Source organism: Paenibacillus sp. GL_099_B (assembly GCF_057835695.1).
Map to the genome: position 1 here is coordinate 6,544,072 of NZ_CM174430.1, position 18,127 is coordinate 6,562,198.

The window sequence follows — 18,127 nt, forward strand, 5'->3', positions numbered from 1 at the left end:
AAAAAGAATAGGGGTCCTCTGCGAAATGACCTTTTTCTGGCCAATTCGGACGGTGATCCCCATCATTCAACTCTCAATTCATAATTTCTAGCGATCATAAGCAACCATCAAGCCAGATTTCCCACCCAACACTCCTAGGTTGGCTGAATTCCTGACTCTACCTGTACCGATCGTACAGACTCGCGCTCAACCAGATCAATGGTTAACGTATACGATGTATTCACAGCTTCGCCGTTCAGCATCTGGAAGAGCAAATGCCCTGCCAATGAACCTGCTTCATGCTTGGGCTGCCGCACCGTTGTAAGCGGCGGATGAACATATTCGGACAGTTGAATATCATCAAATCCGATTACCGAAATGTCATTCGGTACCGAAATACCGCTCTCTTCAAATGCTTTAAGTCCACCAATCGCCATTTCGTCATTCCCATAAAATACAGCAGATGGAAGCTCGCCCTGCATAACCATCATCTTAGTGGCACTATATCCGCCCTCACGTACAAAATTACCGCTTAAACGCCATTTGGACTTTTCTTCAAGGCCCGCCTCCTGCATCGCTCGCAAATATCCTTGATAACGCAGAGCATTATCATAAGAATTGGACGGCCCGCTGATATAGGCGATGGTCTTATGCCCCTTCTGAATGAGGTGACGTGTAGCCAGGTAACCACCTTGCTCCCCGTCCACCAGCACGTTGACTAGATGGCTACTCGTCAGCTGCCGATCCATCACAATGATAGGGAAACGTTCGCCTGCAGATTCCACCAGAATATCATCATGGATGTTATGAGCCAGGATAATAGCGCCATCCACTCTTTTTTCCCGCAAGAAGCGAACCGCTGTGGAGTCGCGTCCTCCCATAGAGCTGCAAGCAATCAGATCATATCCGTTAGCCAGCGCTACGTCCTGTACGCTGCGAATCAATTCGGAGTAATACGGACCCGACAGATCTGTAAGAATCAACGCAATCGTGTTCGTCCGGCTCCGTTTCAGGTCCATGGCAAAGCCGTTTTTGCGATAATTCAGTTCCCGTGCTGCCGCCAGCACTTTTGCCTTGGTCTTGGCACTTACCTTGCTGTCCCCATTCAGTGCATAGGAAGCGGTCGAGAGCGCCACGCCTGCCAGCTTTGCCACATCCTTAATCGTTGCCATTCCACGTTCGCTCCTTCTAACTTTCTTGTTACCTATCATTTTATACTGTAAATGGTTGCAACAACCACTCATTCCTATGCATTATCCATTAGAAATGGCATCAATTCTCATTTATCGAAACGTTTCGAAGTGTTTTCAAAAAAAATTTCTCTTCACGTCTTTTAAGCATCACTGCTGAATCATATACCCTTTAATTGTACATATAGCTTGGTCGATTGACAACATTTCAATATTTGACAAGAGGAGGAATTCATTATAAATCACAATGAACACGCCTGTAAACCATAGATTGAAACGTTTCGACATTTTCATTATAGTCGGTGTTGATAGCGATTTCAACCTCTTTATCCATTTTTCACAGAAATATGTGAAGGGAATGATTCGAGGGGTCCCCATTACACCTTTGTGGTATTATACTGCTTATTAGTCCAATCCTCTATAAGGAGTCCATTATGTTATGAGCAATCTGGATCTAAGCTTTCATAAATCATCCGTGAACAACCCCGGCCGCTTACAGCAAATCACAACCGTGCCTCCGGCAATGTTCAAGCTGTGTCATCTGGTACAGCTCCATGATCGGGAAGCCTTCTCCCGTATCGATGAACTGTGGAGCAGCAAGCACGTTCTTTATGTCATCACCTCTGGTCAGGCAAGACTGATCAGTTCGAATGGTCAATTGATGGTAAATACCGGCTCAGCTGTCGTACGCCAAGCTGGAACCCTGCTTCAGCATGAAAGCAAGCGTGGTTCCCTTTCCCCGGTTCAGGGTATTGCAATGGCCTTTGATTTTGCAGATAACGAACAAAGGCTCTGGCCGTTCGGACATCCTGTTCCCGTTACGAGCCGTCTTATTGCCGAGCTGATCTCCGAGTTGGTTCAGTCCAGCTCGAAACGCGATGAGTCCGGACCATTCAAACCTCATATGCTGTTTTATCAGTTGCTGGATACGTTGCGAGATCATGCTGTGCGTTTGGCTCATGAAGATCATTCCTGGCTGGACATCGTCATCGCACACATCCATGAAAGGGTTACTCATTCCTTTACACGTGAGCAATTAGCGAGAGAGGTTAATGTGAGTCCAGAGCATTTTTCACGAGAATTCAAGAAATACACCGGATTTACATTCGTGGAGTATGTTACCCGGTTAAGAATTCGAATTGCCCAGGAGCAACTGCTTTTTGCCAATCCCACATTGCAGGAACTCGCCCAATTGACGGGATACAGGGACACTTTTTATCTAAGTCGAAAATTTAAACAAACGGTAGGTTGCGCACCGACCCACTATCGGAAAACGCCAAAAAAAATCGCAAGTCTTACATACAACTATACCGCTTCCTTGCTCGCACTGGGCCACATCCCGCATCTGGGTGCCGTTGCAGAATGGATGAAAAGTAGACTTATTGAAAATGGACAAGACCAATTTGATCAGTGTTATGAGCATGATCTTATTAATCATCCAGATCTAATCGCAGACGCTCATCCCGATGTCATCCTTGGTTATGCACCTCATTCCGGCATGGATGAATTACGGCAGATTGCACCAACGATTTTGATGCCTTTTGAAGAACTTGACTGGCAGGAGCAACTCATTCATTTGGGACGCATCACAGGCCTGGAAGCCAAAGCTCGTGCGCTGTTAGACCATTATGATACGCTTCAGCAAGAGGCCAACCGTACACTCGATCAAATGATGGGTGTACGGGGATCAGCGGTATGCATATTCATGATTGGTGAGAGTGGAGCGTACATCTATGGTCACGGATGGGGCAGAGCTTCTCATATTTTGTATCAATCGCTGGGCTTCACCCCTCCTGCACGGATGAAAAAGGATGGCCAACTGCTCACAGGTTACATCCATGTTCCGCTAAATGAAATTCATTTGTATGCGGCAGATCATATTTTTATTGATTATGCCAGGGAATCATCAGAGCAGGATGCTGTAGACAAGCTGTTTGCTCAGGAGTCCTGGAACACCTTGAGTGCGGTCCGGGAAGGGCGCCTGTACGAGATTGATGCGGATATGTTTTATGGATTCGACCCCATCTCGGTTATGGAGCAATTGCAGCACATCATGCACAAACTGACATCACATCTGTCCATGCATTAGTCATCATAGATGTCCATGTACAAATGTTACGTCATCCTCTATGTTAGTAATGAGAATAATAATCATTATTGATTATATACACAGGGGGAACAATTATATGTTTGCTGCAAAAAAACGCTTTTCCGGCTTGCTGCTCATGCTCGCCATCATCATGATCCTGGCTGCCTGTAACAGTGGTTCGGGTTCCGGCACAACGGAACCAACAGCGGAGGGTTCAGAATCGACTACAAGTTCGACCGAAACAAATACCGACTCTTCGGGTGCTACGCGGATCTACAAGTCATTAAGTGGAGATGTGGAAATTCCGGCTGAACCGAAACGGATTGTTACGGATATGTACGTAAGTGATCTGCTCGCACTCGGTATAAAGCCCGTTGGCTCTATTAAATATTATCTGGAAAATCCATTCTACGCCGATCAGGTGGAGGGCATAGAGAATATTGGCGACCGGGGTGCCGTATCCCTGGAGAAGGTCGTCGCGTTGGACCCGGATCTGATCATTACCTACTCTGATAAAGCTGAAGAAATTGAGAGTTATCAAAAAATCGCACCTACCGTGGTCATTCCCTACGGTACGTTTACCAATGTAGAGGATGAAATTCGGGGGTTCGGAGAACTCATGAACAAATCCGAAGAAGCTGAAGCCTGGCTGAAAACGTACGACGAACGTATTGAAGCCGCTCGCGCCAAAGTAAAAGCAGTCATTAAACCGGAGGAAACCTTCTCCATCCTCGAAGTATCAGACAAGAGCTATTATGGCTATGGAGACAACTTTGGTCGCGGTGGACAGGCCGTTTATCGTGCTTTGGAACTTACACCACTCGAAATCACCAAGAAAGAACTGATGGGCGATACCCAGTGGAAAGAGATATCGCGTGAAGTCGTTGGTGATTATGCAGGAGACCATATCTTCCTAACCGTAGGGGAGAACAACAAAAATTACCAAGGTGATTCCATCTGGCAATCGCTCCCGGCTGTGAAAAACAATCAGGTGTACGAATTACAGGAAGATCGCTACTGGTACTTCGACCCGATTGCAATTCAGAGTCAGGCTGAAGAATTCGCTGATATGATCGTAGAACGTGCACAGCAAAATCGTAAATAACATATGAGAGATGCAAGTGTCTGGTCAGGCTATGGAACCTGTCCGGGCATTTGCGTTATATGGAGGAGGACTTACATATGCTTCGCCGTTTCATGGCTTATTATCGTCCTTATCGGGGACTCTTTATATTGGACTTCTCCTGTGCCATTCTGGCTGCACTGCTGGAACTTGCGTTTCCCTTGGCTGTAAACAAAGTTGTCGATCAGCTGCTTCCCGCAGGCAACTGGTCCATGATTTTATCAGCCTGTGCCGGATTACTGGGCATCTATCTGCTCAGTTCCTTTTTCCATTATGCAGTCACCTACTGGGGACATAAGCTGGGTATTAACATCGAATCCGATATGCGGCGGGAACTGTTCCAGCGTGTGCAGAAGCAATCCTTCCGCTTTTTCGATAACAACAAGACGGGGCACCTCGTCTCTCGCATGACCAATGATCTGATGGATATTGGTGAGATTGCGCATCATGGACCCGAAGATCTGTTCATTGCCCTGATGACGTTGGCCGGAGCCTTCGGCATTATGCTTGGTATCAACTGGCAACTGGCTGTCATGACCTTCATCATCGTACCACTGATGATCTTCCTGTCCCTCTATTTCAGCCGCAAAATGTCCAAAGCGTTCAAGCGTATGTTTGCGGATATTGCAGACTATAACGCACGCGTAGAGAACAATGTGAGCGGAATTCGTGTAGTACAGGCTTTTGCCAATGAAAAACATGAAGTGAAACGTTTTGTCGAAAATAATGAACGCTTCCGTCTTACCAAACTGATTACCTACCGGATTATGGCGTGGAATTCCTCGCTCAGCTTCATTCTGATGAAATTTGTCTCGCTATTTGTACTGGTGTGCGGTACGTGGTTTGTCATTCAAGGCAGCATGACCTACGGAGAATTTATCGCCTTTGTCATGTTATCCAATGTGTTTCTTGGACCGATTCAACAGATCAATTCCGTCATCGAAACGTATCCCAAAGGCATCGCTGGATTCAGACGTTACCTGGAGCTGCTGGAAGCCGAGCCCGATGTGGATGATACTCCACAGGCCAAACCATTCCCGCATGTGAAGGGCGACATCGCCTTCCATGACGTCACATTTGCATATGGGGAACACAAACCTACCTTGGATCAGGTCAATCTGGAGATTCAGGCAGGACAAACGGTTGCGCTGGTTGGACCTTCGGGTGCAGGCAAATCTACGCTGTGCAGTCTTATTCCACGCTTTTACGATGTGGATACGGGACATATCTCTATTGACGGGATTCCGGTAAAGGATATGACACTGGAATCCCTGCGCTCCCATATCGGGATTGTGCAGCAGGATATTTTCCTGTTTGATGGGTCGATCCGTGAGAATATTGCCTACGGCAAACTGGATGCACCTGATGAAGAAATCTGGCAAGCCATCCGCAGGGCCCAACTGGAAGAGCTGGTACAATCTCAACCTGAAGGACTCGATACTCTAATTGGTGAGCGGGGCGTCAAATTGTCTGGCGGACAGAAGCAACGTCTATCCATTGCTCGCATGATTTTGAAAAATCCGCCGATCCTCATTCTGGATGAAGCAACCTCCGCACTTGATACCGAAACGGAAGCCGCCATTCAGTTGGCTTTATCTGAGCTGGCACAAGGACGTACTACGCTGATCATCGCCCATCGACTGGCAACGATCAGACACGCGGATCGCATTGTGGTTGTGGAAAATGGCGGCGTAGCCGAACAAGGCAGCCATGATGAACTTCTGGCGCGTCAAGGCTCGTATAGCCGACTGCATCAAGCCCAGTTTGGATAGGTTGCGGAAATAACGTCTCTTGGATTCGTTAAACCGCAGACCTGTGGAATTTGACGCTAATAACACGCGCTCGGTTCGTTAGACAGTACTAACGTTAAAGGGATGTCCCCCGTCATGTTCAATGACTTATGGGACATCCCTTTCTTATTCAGATCCTAATCTGTGATAATCATATCAGGAATAGGATTTTATTTTTTGACCGCATGGATGAAATGATTTGTTTCGAAGGCAGACAAGTCATCTGTACGATTGCTGAAATACCGATCCTGTATATGCTCCGGCGATAGATGCTCATATATGAGAAGTCCCATATCCGCCAATAACCGCTCCATCTCCTCGTAAGTGAAGCAGGATTGCATCGGCTCGCCCCCCATTGCAGCCATCTTAACCATATTTTCAACCCGGTTAAACCTTCCTTTTTCCTCAAAGAGATGCTCATCTGCATAATCCAATACAATGGAGCTCCCCGTTGGAAGATTCAAAAATACATGTCGGAGCAAGTTGGACAGATCTTCTTTGGTCAAATAATACGAAACGCCTAACAGAGTCACCATCGTCTTTAGCTTCTTCAAGCCTTCATTAGTCAAACGTTCATACGAAGGCTCATGGGTAAAATCCATTGGCACCAAATGAAGATTGTCCGGCAGGATCAGATTGGCCTGATGCAGCCGCTCCCGCTTGAATTGCTGTGTAGTTAGATAATCCACTTCAAATAGTTCTAGAGTGTCCTCCAGTTCCGGATGCCTCAAAGCAAATGTATCCATCCCCGCGCCTAGAATGACAACCTGCTTCAATCCCAACGCGACTTCATGCAGCAGTACATGCTCACAATAGGCAGCCCGAGCCAGTGTTATTGGAGATAATTGTACCTGAGTAATCCATTTTAGAATCTTATCCGGGTCGTCCTTGAGCTGATGAGCCATGTCCGGGTTGAAAAAATGGATGCCTTGAATCATATTCTCGCGAATATCCGTAAACTCTTGCGGAGTGATAAGCTCTTTGGCTATATAATCATCGAAAATAAGAGGTATATCGTATTGGCAGTGATAGGCTCGGCCAAAAGTCGAAATCAAGGATGTAATGCTGGACTCATTTTTCTTCATATTTCATCCTCCCGTACAAACAAAAATAAGATTCCCCCTGGCCAGGAGAACCTTAGTATATACGGAATGTTTTTATATGTAAATTATAGCATAAAAAGATTTTTTTGTCAATCTAAATTTACGGGATGATCCGACAGATTAAAGTGGCTTTCTTTGCCCCTCCACTCCAATCTGTCCTCTCCCTCCTTCATACCACTCAGCCCGAAAAGGCTAAGTATCCAATCCGTACTCCTTCACTTCACGGTTGTGGTTCAGCACCGCATGCAGTACAAAGCCAAGCACCGCAATAACCGCCGTGCCAGTCGCCAGCCACGCTACAGGAATCAGTCCCTGTTTGTCGTACATGACCCCCATTGCATACGGCCCGATAACCCGTCCGACCGCACCGATACCACCGGAGATCCCGATGTAGAAAGGTGCCGCTCTTCCGGCATGCTCTGAGATGAATGCCGGCGTAGCAGGTGAGATCAGCATTTCCCCAAAGGTAGCCAGTACCATTGCAAGCACCATACCCGGATAGCTATACATGGTGATCATGACGATGTAGGCCATACCATAGAACACCGCACTTGCAGTCATCTGAGCAGTCGATGTACGGGCCATCGTACGCTTGACCCAATTGGTGAAGGGTTGTCCCACAAAGATCAGCACCCCGTTCAGGGTCCAGAGCAGACCGTACATTCTTTTCTCCATACCCTCGGAAATAATATACGGAGACACACCAGTATTCCAGATGGAATTACCGAACAGCAGGAACAGCACGCCCAGGCTCATGAACAGATATAACCTGGTGTTGCCCAGCAGCGCCCAGACGCCCGGCCCATCGGGAACCGTTTTGCGTTTGGTCAGATGTACTTCGCCCTGATCCGGTTCTGCCCGCGACAGATAATACCAGAAGAAAATCGCAAACCCGGCGGAGGTCACCCCGTTCAGTACAAAGCTGAGGTGATAGGAAAAGTCAGCCAGAAAACCACTGAGCGCTGTACCAATTGCCACACCGATATTGTTGGCGACATAGATCACATTGAACAATTCCCCGCGTCGCTCCGCAAACCGGAAACCAATAAAGGCTTGAATCGCTGGCAGCGACAATGAACTGAACAGGCCGATCCAGCCCATGGCACATATAAATACAACCCAATACGCGCTAATCCACGGCAGAGCAAACAGCCCTACCGCATTTAACGCCAGCGATCCGATGATCAGCTTCTTGACGCCCACCCGGTGGTACAATGCACCGCCGAGCAATTGCCCGAAGATGCCGCCCAGCGACTGGATCAGAATAACAAACCCCGCGTTCGCCATCGTGCGTCCAAGCTCGTCAAATACATACATCGTGGTCAGCGGCCACATCAAGGCACTGCCTGTCGCATTGACCAAACTTGCCAGCAAAAATATTTTCACTTCTTTTGGATACGTATCCAGCCATCTCATCATCTTGTTTATTCTCCTTAGTACCTTCAAAAAGCATATTGCCATAAAAAATAGACCCTTGCCCTGACGGCATAATTAGCCAGAGCGAAGGCCACTTGAATTTAGAAATTTGAATTCTTAAACTTGCTCTTTATCATTCTGCTTACGATCTATCCATTGTTCATCTTACCTGAAAAGATCCGATCTGCAAGCACATTCATTGACGCTTCACTTCGACAGTGGCTGAGAAGAATGTAGCCCCATTCCCCATGTCGGACAGACGATTGGACGTGAGCGAGTTCGCCCGCTGTTTTTTGCCATTGCCATCCCACCACAAGCCTTGACTGATCACCGTTCCTGGCAGCATGGATTCACTCACCTTGACGGTTAGTTCGATCCGGCCACGGTCGTTCCATACGACCACAGCATCCCCGTCTTCCACCTGTCTGGAAGCGGCGTCCTCCGGGTGCATTTGCAATAATGGCATCTTCTCCAAACGTTGATGTTTGGCCGAATTGGCAAAGGTGGAATTCAGGAAATTATGGTTTGGCGGCGACAGAAACATTAGCGGATAAACATCCGCAGGTCCAGCCGGGTTTTCCCCGTCATACCCCTCAACGAGAGCACTATACGTAGGCAATGGCGGCAATCCCTTCTGTGCCATCGTTTCCGAATACAGCTCGATTTTCCCCGAAGGCGTGGGCAACTGATCCAAATAGGAGTCATGTGCAGACATATCCAGCTTGACGAAATGATGCTGCTTCAGCCCTTCCAAGGTTACTCCGTTCATGTAGGGATTGCCCGTACCCTGAAGTGCTTCCTCGATCATCTGTTCCGGTGTCTCACCGAAAATCTCCGGGTCATACCCCATCGCCTGTCCAAGCAAAGAGAACAATTCAACATTACTCTTGCTCTCACCCAAAGGCGCAATGACTGGCTCTTGCAAATGAACATACTGATGCCAGTAGGACGTATACAGATCCGTCGTTTCAAATGAAGACGTCGCAGGCAGCACAATATCCGCATACTTCGCCGTATCTGTCATGAACAGGTCATGGACAACCGTGAACAGATCCTCCCGTGCAAAACCTCGCTCCACCCGCTCGGTATCCGGTGCCACCACCAGTGGATTGCTGCAATAGACCATCAACGCCCGGATCGGCTGCTCCGCTTCCAGAAGTGCTTCGCCAATCCGGTTCATGTTCACCACGCGCGGCTCTGGGTTCTGTCGCAGCTCCGGACGCTCCAGCGCATCGCTATTCGTGCTTGCGTAGCTGTTGGTACGAATGGCACCACCGCCGCGCTTCAACCACTGGCCTGTAATGGCAGGCAGACAGGCTACGCTGCGTACGTTCATACCACCGTTGTCGTGGTGCTGGAGGCCATTGCCGATATGAATATGGGCTGCCTGTGCGTTGCCATACAGCTCAGCCAGCTTCACGATGTCCTCTTCCGGCACGCCTGTAATACGTGCAACGCGCTCAGGGGTGTAGCTACGGACATGATCACGCAGGGCCTCATGGCCGACGGTATATTTTTGCATAAAGGCCTCATCCGTCAGTCCCTGCTCGAACAGTACATGCATTAATCCGAGTGCCAATGCACTGTCTGTACCTGGGTAGAGTGGAATGAACCAATCTCCCCATTGGGCGGTCCGATTGCGATGGACATCAATAACGATGATTTGCGCGCCCTTCTTGCGGGCTTTCTCGGCCAGAACAACCTGATGCATATTAGTGCTGACGATGTTGCCTCCCCACACCAGAATGACATCCGCATGCTCTGTATCCTCTGGCAATGTTCCCCGGTTCGCACCCATCGTATATTTCCACCCGGTATTTCCCGCAGCATTACAGATGGTCTGTTCCAGCTTGCTCGAACCTAGCGCATTGAAAAATCGACGATCCATGCCATCCACACCAAGAATGCCCATGTTTCCATAGAAGCTGTATGGCAGGATGCTCTCCGGTCCGCAGGTATCTGCAAGCGAACTGAATTTCGCCGTAATCTCGCCGATGGCTTCGTCCCAGCTGATTCGCTCGAATCGACCTTCGCCCTTAGCTCCGATGCGTCTCATTGGATATTGCAGCCGCTCGTGGTGATACACTCGCTCCGTCATATTTCGAACCTTGTTACAGATGGCGCCTTTTGTAATCGGATGGTCCGGATTGCCCGCTACCTTCACGATCTTACCGTTCTCCTTATGAAGCAGCAGGCCGCAAGTATCCGGACAATCGAGCGGGCAAACCGCCGGGAATACGCCATTCTCCTGATCGATCATATACAAGTTCCTCTCCCTTCAAAGCTATCCTCATATCATATCTTCTTCATGGTAATCGCGTAAAGAGAACAGTCTTTTTTCACCGTCACAACCGCTCCAAATTTTTTTCGAAAAATCTTTTTTTCCCTTGATTCAATCTCGAAATTCAGGGGTAAATTAAAAATAAGGCATTAGGCTAGTGTTTCCCCACTTCCTCCTCATGCCATATCATGGACCACTCCCGAAATTCGCCATGAACAGGTTTCGTTCCCCCGAACCTTGTCATGGCGAATTTATTTTGCGTGGATATTTTTTGCATAAAAAAAGCGATTCCTTTCCCGCCCATCACAGCAGACAGCCATGACTTGAACGAGATCAGAATCGCCTCTTCTGTTTACTTTGCACTCGTTACCACGGTTACAACGCTACTCTATTACTCGGAAAAATGCTGCTACGCCTGCTTGCTCCACATCGGTCTGGCTTCTGTCTCCACAGGCTGGGCCGCCGCCATTGCCACTTCAGGCTTCACTTCCGGCTCATGCTTGCGCAGGTACACCATCCAGTAGGCAGCCGCAACAAACAGCGCCCCTCCCGTCAGGTTGCCAAGCCATACCGGAATGAAATTCATGATGTATTGCCCCCACGAATAATGCCCTTCGAAGATCGCCGCAGGTATCAGGAACATGTTGGCGACAACGTGCTGGAATCCAATAGCCACAAAGGCCATCGTTGGGAACCAAATGCCCAGTACTTTTCCACTCATCGTATCCGATGCGTAGGACAGCCATACTGCGAGAGCTACCAGCCAGTTACACCCGATCCCGGATATAAAAGCCTGAAGGAAGCTGTCGTCCAGCTTGTGTCCAGCCATATCCACCACTTTGGTCAAATAGGCACCTTCTGCCGTCAGACCGAGCACATGTCCAAACGCATAGGCCACAAAGAGCGCCCCAAGGAAATTACCTATCGTTACTAAGGTGAGATTCTTCAACATGTTGCCTGCGGACAGTTTACGTGCAATCGTCGCAAGTGGGACGGCCATCATATTACCTGTCAGCAGTTCCCCACCGCCAATCAGCACCAATATTAAACCTACCGGGAACACTGCTGCACCAATCAGATTAACCAAGCTGCCCCACTCGGCCGGAGCAGAAGCAATGACCCGAATATCCAGCAGAAATCCAAGCGCAATAAAAGCACCTGCCAGAAAACTGAGTATCAATACGGAGGACACCGGATTTTGAGCTTTCTTCATCCCCGTATGCGCCGTATATTGTGCAACCTCAAGAGGTGTTTTTGCTGCCATAACGATCCTCTCCTTCACAGTTCATGAACATCATAATTCAACCTGTTTTGTTGATATGTTCATTGTATCGCGAAGGTTTCAAGAGGTTTGTTACTTTTATCACAAAGTCTGAAGGTTCCTACTTTACTCTGCCTTGAAAGCCTTTTGTGCTGAATAGCAGATGAATAAAAAGTTACTCAACTTTCATATTTGGAAATCACTTGAATATTATATATAAATCATATTAAATTACAATTTATTCATTAACTATGTATGTGAGGAGAGATATACTCCATTGAAAAAAATAACATCTATATCTACACTATGTTTAGCCTTGACGGTGGGTATCATATCCTACGTTTTTTGGAATAGTCGAGATGCCCGTGTAACAACTAAAGACACCGAGAATAGAAGTCAGCTCATCGAAACGATATCTATAGGAGATCCTGATCACACAGTGACAACTCATGAACATGAATCCAACCCGCCATTTAAAACAGTATTAGCTGGAAACAATGTATCTACTAATTTTAATGTTGACGAAGAATATAAGCATGTGAAAATCTTTATTGAGAACTCTGAAAAGAAAACGATAAAAAATGGTGATGGTACATGACCGTTCAAGTAACGAATATTTCGTCGAAAAAGTAGCCCCTGGCAAGACTATTTAATGGACGAGTTTTACTAAATTTCCACAAGGCGTTGAGGAAGGAAAGTATTACATCACCTTTCGTGCTGATGGAGAAAATTTTAGCTGGCAAGCTTGGGGAATATCATCCGAAATAGCTAGTGATATGTGATTCATACTTCTTGGAAACTCAAGTTCAATGATATAATTAATTGGACTATCTACAACAATATGGATAGTAAAATTCATAAATTGTTGTAATATAAGGAATATTATTGTTAATATATTGAATTATATTTATATATATGGTTTAATAGTAATGTATTAACATTATACATAAGGGGATGTACACTAAATGAAAAAAGCACTTTTATTATCCGTTTTGTCCTTGTCACTAGCAGCATCAGTATCTGTTGCAGCAGCTTCATCTGATCAAAAAACAGACAGAGTTACCAATGTTAATCCGTCTATAACTCCGATTATTGTTCAAGATGATGATCCTGTTATTGTTCCATTCAGAACTTCAGACCTTTTTAAAACTACCTTATCTGGAGTCACTGATTATAGTTTGTTCAATGTCGCTGGTGGATATGGCCATGTCAAAGTTTATATTAAAAATACTGGAAAAAATACAATTAGAGCGGTAATGGTCCACGATTCAACAAAAAAAGAATACTTCAGTAAAGATATAGCTCCCGGTGGTACTCTGGATTGGAGAAGCTTTACGGATACTCCACAGGGAGTTAGAGGTGGAGATTATACGATAACTTATCGTGCTAATGGAAATCTGCTGAGTGGAAGTGCATGGGGAATATCTGCTGAGAACAACAACGAGCTATAGAGAAAAAACAGGAAAGTTAAAACTCATATCCTTAAATTATTCGATCATCCGTAACAAAAAGTTAACCCGACAGGCTGGTGATTTCTCATCGGCCGATCGGGTTATTTGTTGCTATAAATTAATCAAACCTTCCTTACACCATTGCTGGTGCTTTTACTTCTATTGGAGGTAGTGCTTGCAGACCCGCCGTGTTCAGGAAGTTCCATGGTTTGTTGTAATGTGGCTGAAAGAAGAAGTCGATGAAGGCCAGCTCATCTACGGTCATGTTATTTTGGATGCAAACCGAGATCGTATTAATCGATTGGGTCAGATCAACCTGAGACATCACCTGTGCTCCGACGATCTGACGTGTAGCCTGCTCATATACCACTTTGAGCAACAGTTTCTCAGCCGTTGGCATGAACTCCGGACGATAGCTGTCTTCCAGCACGACAGATTCAACAATCAGACCTTCATCAGCAGCAGACATCTCAGTCATCCCTGTACCCGCGATATTTTGCTCATAAATTTTGATACCCGATGTTCCTTGCGTACCCATGTACCGTGTCGTAGGACGAACCAGGTTCCGTGCTACGAGTGTACCCATCCGCACCGCATTAGTTGCCAGTGGAATGTAAGCTGCCTTGCCGGTTGGGTTGTAATGAATTGCACAGCTGTCTCCAGCAGCGAAGACGTCTTTTTGACTGGTTTGCATATATTTATCCACGATGATTGCGCCGTTCGGCAGCATATCCACTTGGCCTTTGAGTAGCTCGGTATTTGGACGGAAACCAATGCACAGAATAACGAGGTCTGTATCGAACTCTCCTTTGGATGTAATGACCTTGTTCACTTTGCCATTCTCTCCGGTAAATTTCTGTACAGTTTGGCCCAGTGCCAGCTTGATGCCGTGTCCAGTCAACGTTTCTTCAATGGCATCCGTGAACTCGGGGTCGAGATATTTGTTCAAGATCCGGTCCACACTGTCGATCAGTGTAACTTCCTTGCCGTTCATTTGGAAAGCCTCCACCAGCTCGATGCCGATATATCCTGCTCCTACCACGGTAATGCGTTTGGCATGCTTGGCTTTCTCAATAATCGTGTTGGAATGGTTGTAGTTTTTGCAAAGTAAAATGTTGTCCATCTCGATGCCTTCCAGCTTCGGTACGACAGGCCATGAACCCGTGGTCACGATCAGCTTGTCGAAGGTATCTTCGAATTCTTCCCCAGTTTTCAGGTTTTTAGCCTGAAGTTTGTGACCCGCAGAATCTACTGACGTCACTTCATGAAGCATTTTGGTAACGACACCGAGCTCGGCCAGTTGGTTTGGCGAAGAATAGAACAATCCTTTAGGATCTTTCACCACGCCACCCACATAAAGCGCAATGCCACACGATAAGAAGGAGATATTGTCATTGCGCTCATACACTGTAATGGTAGCATCCGGGTACAATTTGGCGGTGTTAACGATGGCTGCGGTTCCTGCATGTGTACATCCGATAACTGCGATTTTCATGATAAGGTTCCCCCTTGGAGTATATAAATAAAAAATTGAATTTAACGTCATTGTGGTTGTGAAATATTTCACTTCTAAGTGAATACCGCTTATGTGATTTATTTCACTTTGTATACTTATTATAATGTGATATTTTTCACATTGCAAGAGGTTAATCAAAATAAATTTGTCGGATGTGGTTTTCTTTACGATCAAGCGAGTCATCGACTCAATCTTCATTGACTTCAGTTTTCCCTGCTTATGGCTGGTTTATGCTCAAAATAAGCGTAGTAACTACCGAGGAGACACGTATATCAAGAGGATATTTGCACTAAAAAATTGTATCAAAAAAAAGCCTGTCCTCCAATCTGGAGGCAGGCTTCTTCGTTTATTTTATACGCCAAGCAGCTTTTCAATCTCTGCAGTCATGGCTTCAGGGGATTCTTTTGGTTCAACACGCCCTACAACTTCACCTTCACGATTTACGAGGAATTTGGTGAAATTCCATTGGATGCTATTGTCTTCGCCAACACCAGATTGCTGCTCACGCAGATACTTGAACAATGGATGCGCATCTTCACCATTTACGTCGACCTTGGCAAACACCGGGAAATTAACGCCATAGTTAATTTGGCAGAATGACTCTGCTTCCTCACTGGTACCCGGCTCCTGGCCGCCGAACTGGTTACAAGGGAATCCCAGTACAACCAAGCCTTGATCACGATAGCGATCATAGAGCTTCTGCAATTCACCGTATTGTGGAGTCAGTCCACACTTACTGGCTGTATTGGCAATCACCAACACTTTGCCTTGATACAGATCGAGTGAAACTTCCTGATTTGCGGTCGTTACCGCCTGATACGAATATACGGACATGACTGATTCCTCCCATGAGTAAGATGTAGGTTGGGCTGCTGTATGTACTACCGAATGACCATGCGGCACACAGCCTGTCTCCATATTATAAACCTGAGGCGATCAATTACCAAATCTGCGGAGATAAACCCCTCCCAAGTTCATACGTAGAAGCAAACTTCGTCCATCGACATGGACATATCCCTTTTTAGCCTGATTTCGAAGCCAAAATAGCATCATACCGCTCTTGCCGCTCTGCCTTCGTCAGTTTGGGACAACTGTAGCAAAAGTTCTGACCGCCATACACCTGATGGTGCAAGCAGCAGACTGGCTTCATCAGCATGGTTTCTCCAGGTTGATGCGGATTATCAATCTCCACCGGTTTGAAGGTTAACAGGTTCTTTTTCAACCCCAGAATCTCTGGAGACATCGCGATTACATGCTCATACCCTTGTACAACCGCTTCACCTTCCGTCTCCGTGATGTTCATCTGTAACGCTGTTGTTTTGAACCATCTCAGCATGGATGCGAGTTGTGCCCACATCTGACCTGGATTTGCTCCTCCAGCAACAGCCACCCCTTCAATCAGTGGACGCAGCTGCTCGCCGTAATATGCTGTCAATACATCATTACGCCAGGAGGATGGAACGACATGAGATCCGTCCACCTGATTCGGATGTGATTGCTCGGTTGCATTGTTCAGTTGAAAACCAATCGTCGGACGGCCATCCTTTACCTCCAACCGCATATCAATGTTCTCCAGAGACAGATCCAGATAGGTGTCGCATAACGCCGTCATGTAGTGAACCCCAATCATCAGGCCACGAACCGAATGCATGAAATAAACAGCCGCTGAGCGAAGAGAATCGGCCCGAAGATGCTCATTATAAGCTTCCAGCATAAGCTTGGCCTGCTCCGGAAGTCTCAATGCCGTCAAAGGCATGCCAAAGACCGGTTCATCGATCGTCCCGGTTGTTATTCGTCCATATTGCTGTAACCAGGTGTAGTTGATTTCTCCCATTCCTGTAGACCTCCTAGAATGCGAATGAGCCGCGTGCATCATGCACAGCGGCTTCATTCTATAGTTTAGGACCACATATGGCCCGTTTCATTAACTTCCTGTCGCGTGACGAACGCGTTGCTCTGTCAGTCCTCCAGCATGAACCATTGCACTGTTCATGACCATTTGTTCTGGAGGTGCTGATTGCTGGCGTTCACCCGCAAGGGCGTAAGGCAAGCAAAGCGGTACACCGGAACGCGGATCAATCACGATATCAGCTTCAATGTTAAATACTTCGCGAAGCACATCGGAGTTCATAACCTCTACAGGTGAACCTGTAGCGATGGCTTTACCTTTTTTAATACCAATCATGTGATGCGCATAACGGGAAGCATGGTTCAAGTCATGCACAACCATAACGATCGTACGGTTTGCTGTGGCATTCAGTTGCTCTAGCAATTGCAATACTTCAAGCTGGTGAGCCATATCCAGGAACGTTGTTGGCTCGTCCAGGAACAGAATGTCTGTCTCTTGTGCAAGAGCCATGGCAATCCAGGCACGTTGACGCTGTCCACCGGACAGTTGATCGATTGGACGATCATGGAACTCCGTCATGCCTGTTACTTCGATAGCCCATTCAATCATGTGTTTGTCTTCAGCACGCATCGAACCAAAACCTTTTTGATATGGGAACCGTCCGTAGGACACAAGTTCGGTTACAGTAAGTCCTTCAGGAGCTGTTGGATTTTGTGGCAAAATCGCAAGCTGCTTGGCTACTTCACGCGTGGACTGCTTATGGATGGACTTCCCGTCGAGCAATACACTACCTGCTTTTGGATTCATGATCCGTGCCATTGTTTTCAGGATGGTAGACTTTCCTGAACCATTGGCTCCAACAAGTGCTGTAATTTTCCCTTGGGGAATTTGAATATTCAGATCTTCAACAATCAGTCTTTCCTCATAAGCGATATCCAACTTGGACGTCTCCAGACGAAACATGCGATCATCCCTCTCTCATTTATCCCGGTTATGTATTCCGGCTATGACAACGAAAACGAAATTGTAGTTCAGCGTATTTCCGGCGCAACAAGATCTTATACTCTAAAGATACTGAT

Annotated in this window: 14 protein-coding genes; 5 read left to right on the forward strand and 9 right to left on the reverse strand. The window is 46.8% G+C overall.

Annotated elements, in window-relative coordinates; all coding sequences use genetic code 11:
• Positions 1–134: 134 nt before the first annotated feature.
• Positions 135–1,151, reverse strand: a complete 1,017-nt coding sequence (locus AC3ITG_RS29820) for a LacI family DNA-binding transcriptional regulator (protein WP_489252174.1) — start codon at positions 1,149–1,151, stop codon at positions 135–137.
• Positions 1,152–1,608: 457 nt separating this feature from the next.
• On the opposite strand from AC3ITG_RS29820, the gene AC3ITG_RS29825 reads away from it, so the two are divergent.
• The 3 genes from AC3ITG_RS29825 to AC3ITG_RS29835 all read left to right on the forward strand — a co-directional run bounded on the left by AC3ITG_RS29825 (position 1,609) and on the right by AC3ITG_RS29835 (position 6,153).
• Complete coding sequence (locus tag AC3ITG_RS29825; protein ID WP_489252175.1) at positions 1,609–3,258, forward strand: ABC transporter substrate-binding protein; 1,650 nt, start codon at positions 1,609–1,611, stop codon at positions 3,256–3,258.
• A 97-nt stretch (positions 3,259–3,355) separates the two neighbouring features.
• Positions 3,356–4,363, forward strand: a complete 1,008-nt coding sequence (locus AC3ITG_RS29830) for an ABC transporter substrate-binding protein (protein WP_489252176.1) — start codon at positions 3,356–3,358, stop codon at positions 4,361–4,363.
• A gap of 77 nt (positions 4,364–4,440) precedes the next feature.
• Positions 4,441–6,153 carry an ABC transporter ATP-binding protein gene (locus AC3ITG_RS29835; RefSeq protein WP_489252177.1) on the forward strand — a complete coding sequence of 571 codons (1,713 nt, stop codon included), beginning with the start codon at positions 4,441–4,443 and terminating at the stop codon, positions 6,151–6,153.
• A gap of 188 nt (positions 6,154–6,341) precedes the next feature.
• On the opposite strand, the gene AC3ITG_RS29840 is transcribed toward AC3ITG_RS29835, so the two are convergent.
• The 4 genes from AC3ITG_RS29840 to AC3ITG_RS29855 form a co-directional block, all read right to left on the reverse strand.
• On the reverse strand, positions 6,342–7,256 hold the full coding sequence (locus AC3ITG_RS29840; protein WP_489252178.1) for a class I SAM-dependent methyltransferase: 915 nt from the start codon (positions 7,254–7,256) through the stop codon (positions 6,342–6,344).
• Positions 7,257–7,466: 210 nt separating this feature from the next.
• Positions 7,467–8,690, reverse strand: coding sequence for an MFS transporter (locus tag AC3ITG_RS29845; protein WP_489254547.1), 1,224 nt, complete (start codon positions 8,688–8,690; stop codon positions 7,467–7,469).
• A 196-nt stretch (positions 8,691–8,886) separates the two neighbouring features.
• The gene (locus AC3ITG_RS29850; protein ID WP_489252179.1) at positions 8,887–10,950 is read right to left on the reverse strand and encodes a molybdopterin-containing oxidoreductase family protein; all 2,064 of its coding nucleotides are present in this window, start codon (positions 10,948–10,950) and stop codon (positions 8,887–8,889) included.
• A 430-nt stretch (positions 10,951–11,380) separates the two neighbouring features.
• The gene (locus tag AC3ITG_RS29855; RefSeq protein ID WP_449009161.1) at positions 11,381–12,235 is read right to left on the reverse strand and encodes a formate/nitrite transporter family protein; all 855 of its coding nucleotides are present in this window, start codon (positions 12,233–12,235) and stop codon (positions 11,381–11,383) included.
• A 274-nt stretch (positions 12,236–12,509) separates the two neighbouring features.
• On the opposite strand from AC3ITG_RS29855, the gene AC3ITG_RS29860 reads away from it, so the two are divergent.
• Together AC3ITG_RS29860 and AC3ITG_RS29865 are read left to right on the forward strand one after the other, a co-directional pair.
• The gene (locus AC3ITG_RS29860) at positions 12,510–12,830 is read left to right on the forward strand and encodes a hypothetical protein (RefSeq protein ID WP_489252180.1); all 321 of its coding nucleotides are present in this window, start codon (positions 12,510–12,512) and stop codon (positions 12,828–12,830) included.
• Positions 12,831–13,197: 367 nt separating this feature from the next.
• Positions 13,198–13,683, forward strand: a complete 486-nt coding sequence (locus tag AC3ITG_RS29865) for a hypothetical protein (RefSeq protein WP_489252181.1) — start codon at positions 13,198–13,200, stop codon at positions 13,681–13,683.
• 133 nt (positions 13,684–13,816) lie between these two features.
• Here AC3ITG_RS29865 and AC3ITG_RS29870 read toward each other — a convergent pair whose 3' ends face one another.
• From AC3ITG_RS29870 to AC3ITG_RS29885, 4 genes are all read right to left on the reverse strand, one after another.
• Entirely contained in the window at positions 13,817–15,178 is a 1,362-nt protein-coding gene (locus AC3ITG_RS29870) for an FAD-dependent oxidoreductase (protein WP_489252182.1), read from the reverse strand.
• Between the two features lie 372 nt (positions 15,179–15,550).
• The gene (locus AC3ITG_RS29875) at positions 15,551–16,033 is read right to left on the reverse strand and encodes a glutathione peroxidase (protein WP_413374255.1); all 483 of its coding nucleotides are present in this window, start codon (positions 16,031–16,033) and stop codon (positions 15,551–15,553) included.
• 187 nt (positions 16,034–16,220) lie between these two features.
• Positions 16,221–17,033, reverse strand: a complete 813-nt coding sequence (locus tag AC3ITG_RS29880; protein ID WP_413374254.1) for a ferric iron reductase — start codon at positions 17,031–17,033, stop codon at positions 16,221–16,223.
• 90 nt (positions 17,034–17,123) lie between these two features.
• Positions 17,124–18,011, reverse strand: a complete 888-nt coding sequence (locus AC3ITG_RS29885) for an ABC transporter ATP-binding protein (RefSeq protein WP_489252183.1) — start codon at positions 18,009–18,011, stop codon at positions 17,124–17,126.
• Positions 18,012–18,127: the final 116 nt, after the last annotated feature.

Coding starts and splice junctions, on each gene's coding strand:
- AC3ITG_RS29820 (WP_489252174.1), bottom strand. CDS start 1,151: ATGGCAACGATTAAGGATGTGGCAAAGCTGGCAGGCGTGGCGCTCTCG.
- AC3ITG_RS29825 (WP_489252175.1), top strand. CDS start 1,609: ATGAGCAATCTGGATCTAAGCTTTCATAAATCATCCGTGAACAACCCC.
- AC3ITG_RS29830 (WP_489252176.1), top strand. CDS start 3,356: ATGTTTGCTGCAAAAAAACGCTTTTCCGGCTTGCTGCTCATGCTCGCC.
- AC3ITG_RS29835 (WP_489252177.1), top strand. CDS start 4,441: ATGCTTCGCCGTTTCATGGCTTATTATCGTCCTTATCGGGGACTCTTT.
- AC3ITG_RS29840 (WP_489252178.1), bottom strand. CDS start 7,256: ATGAAGAAAAATGAGTCCAGCATTACATCCTTGATTTCGACTTTTGGC.
- AC3ITG_RS29845 (WP_489254547.1), bottom strand. CDS start 8,690: ATGAGATGGCTGGATACGTATCCAAAAGAAGTGAAAATATTTTTGCTG.
- AC3ITG_RS29850 (WP_489252179.1), bottom strand. CDS start 10,950: ATGATCGATCAGGAGAATGGCGTATTCCCGGCGGTTTGCCCGCTCGAT.
- AC3ITG_RS29855 (WP_449009161.1), bottom strand. CDS start 12,235: ATGGCAGCAAAAACACCTCTTGAGGTTGCACAATATACGGCGCATACG.
- AC3ITG_RS29865 (WP_489252181.1), top strand. CDS start 13,198: ATGAAAAAAGCACTTTTATTATCCGTTTTGTCCTTGTCACTAGCAGCA.
- AC3ITG_RS29870 (WP_489252182.1), bottom strand. CDS start 15,178: ATGAAAATCGCAGTTATCGGATGTACACATGCAGGAACCGCAGCCATC.
- AC3ITG_RS29875 (WP_413374255.1), bottom strand. CDS start 16,033: ATGTCCGTATATTCGTATCAGGCGGTAACGACCGCAAATCAGGAAGTT.
- AC3ITG_RS29880 (WP_413374254.1), bottom strand. CDS start 17,033: ATGGGAGAAATCAACTACACCTGGTTACAGCAATATGGACGAATAACA.
- AC3ITG_RS29885 (WP_489252183.1), bottom strand. CDS start 18,011: ATGTTTCGTCTGGAGACGTCCAAGTTGGATATCGCTTATGAGGAAAGA.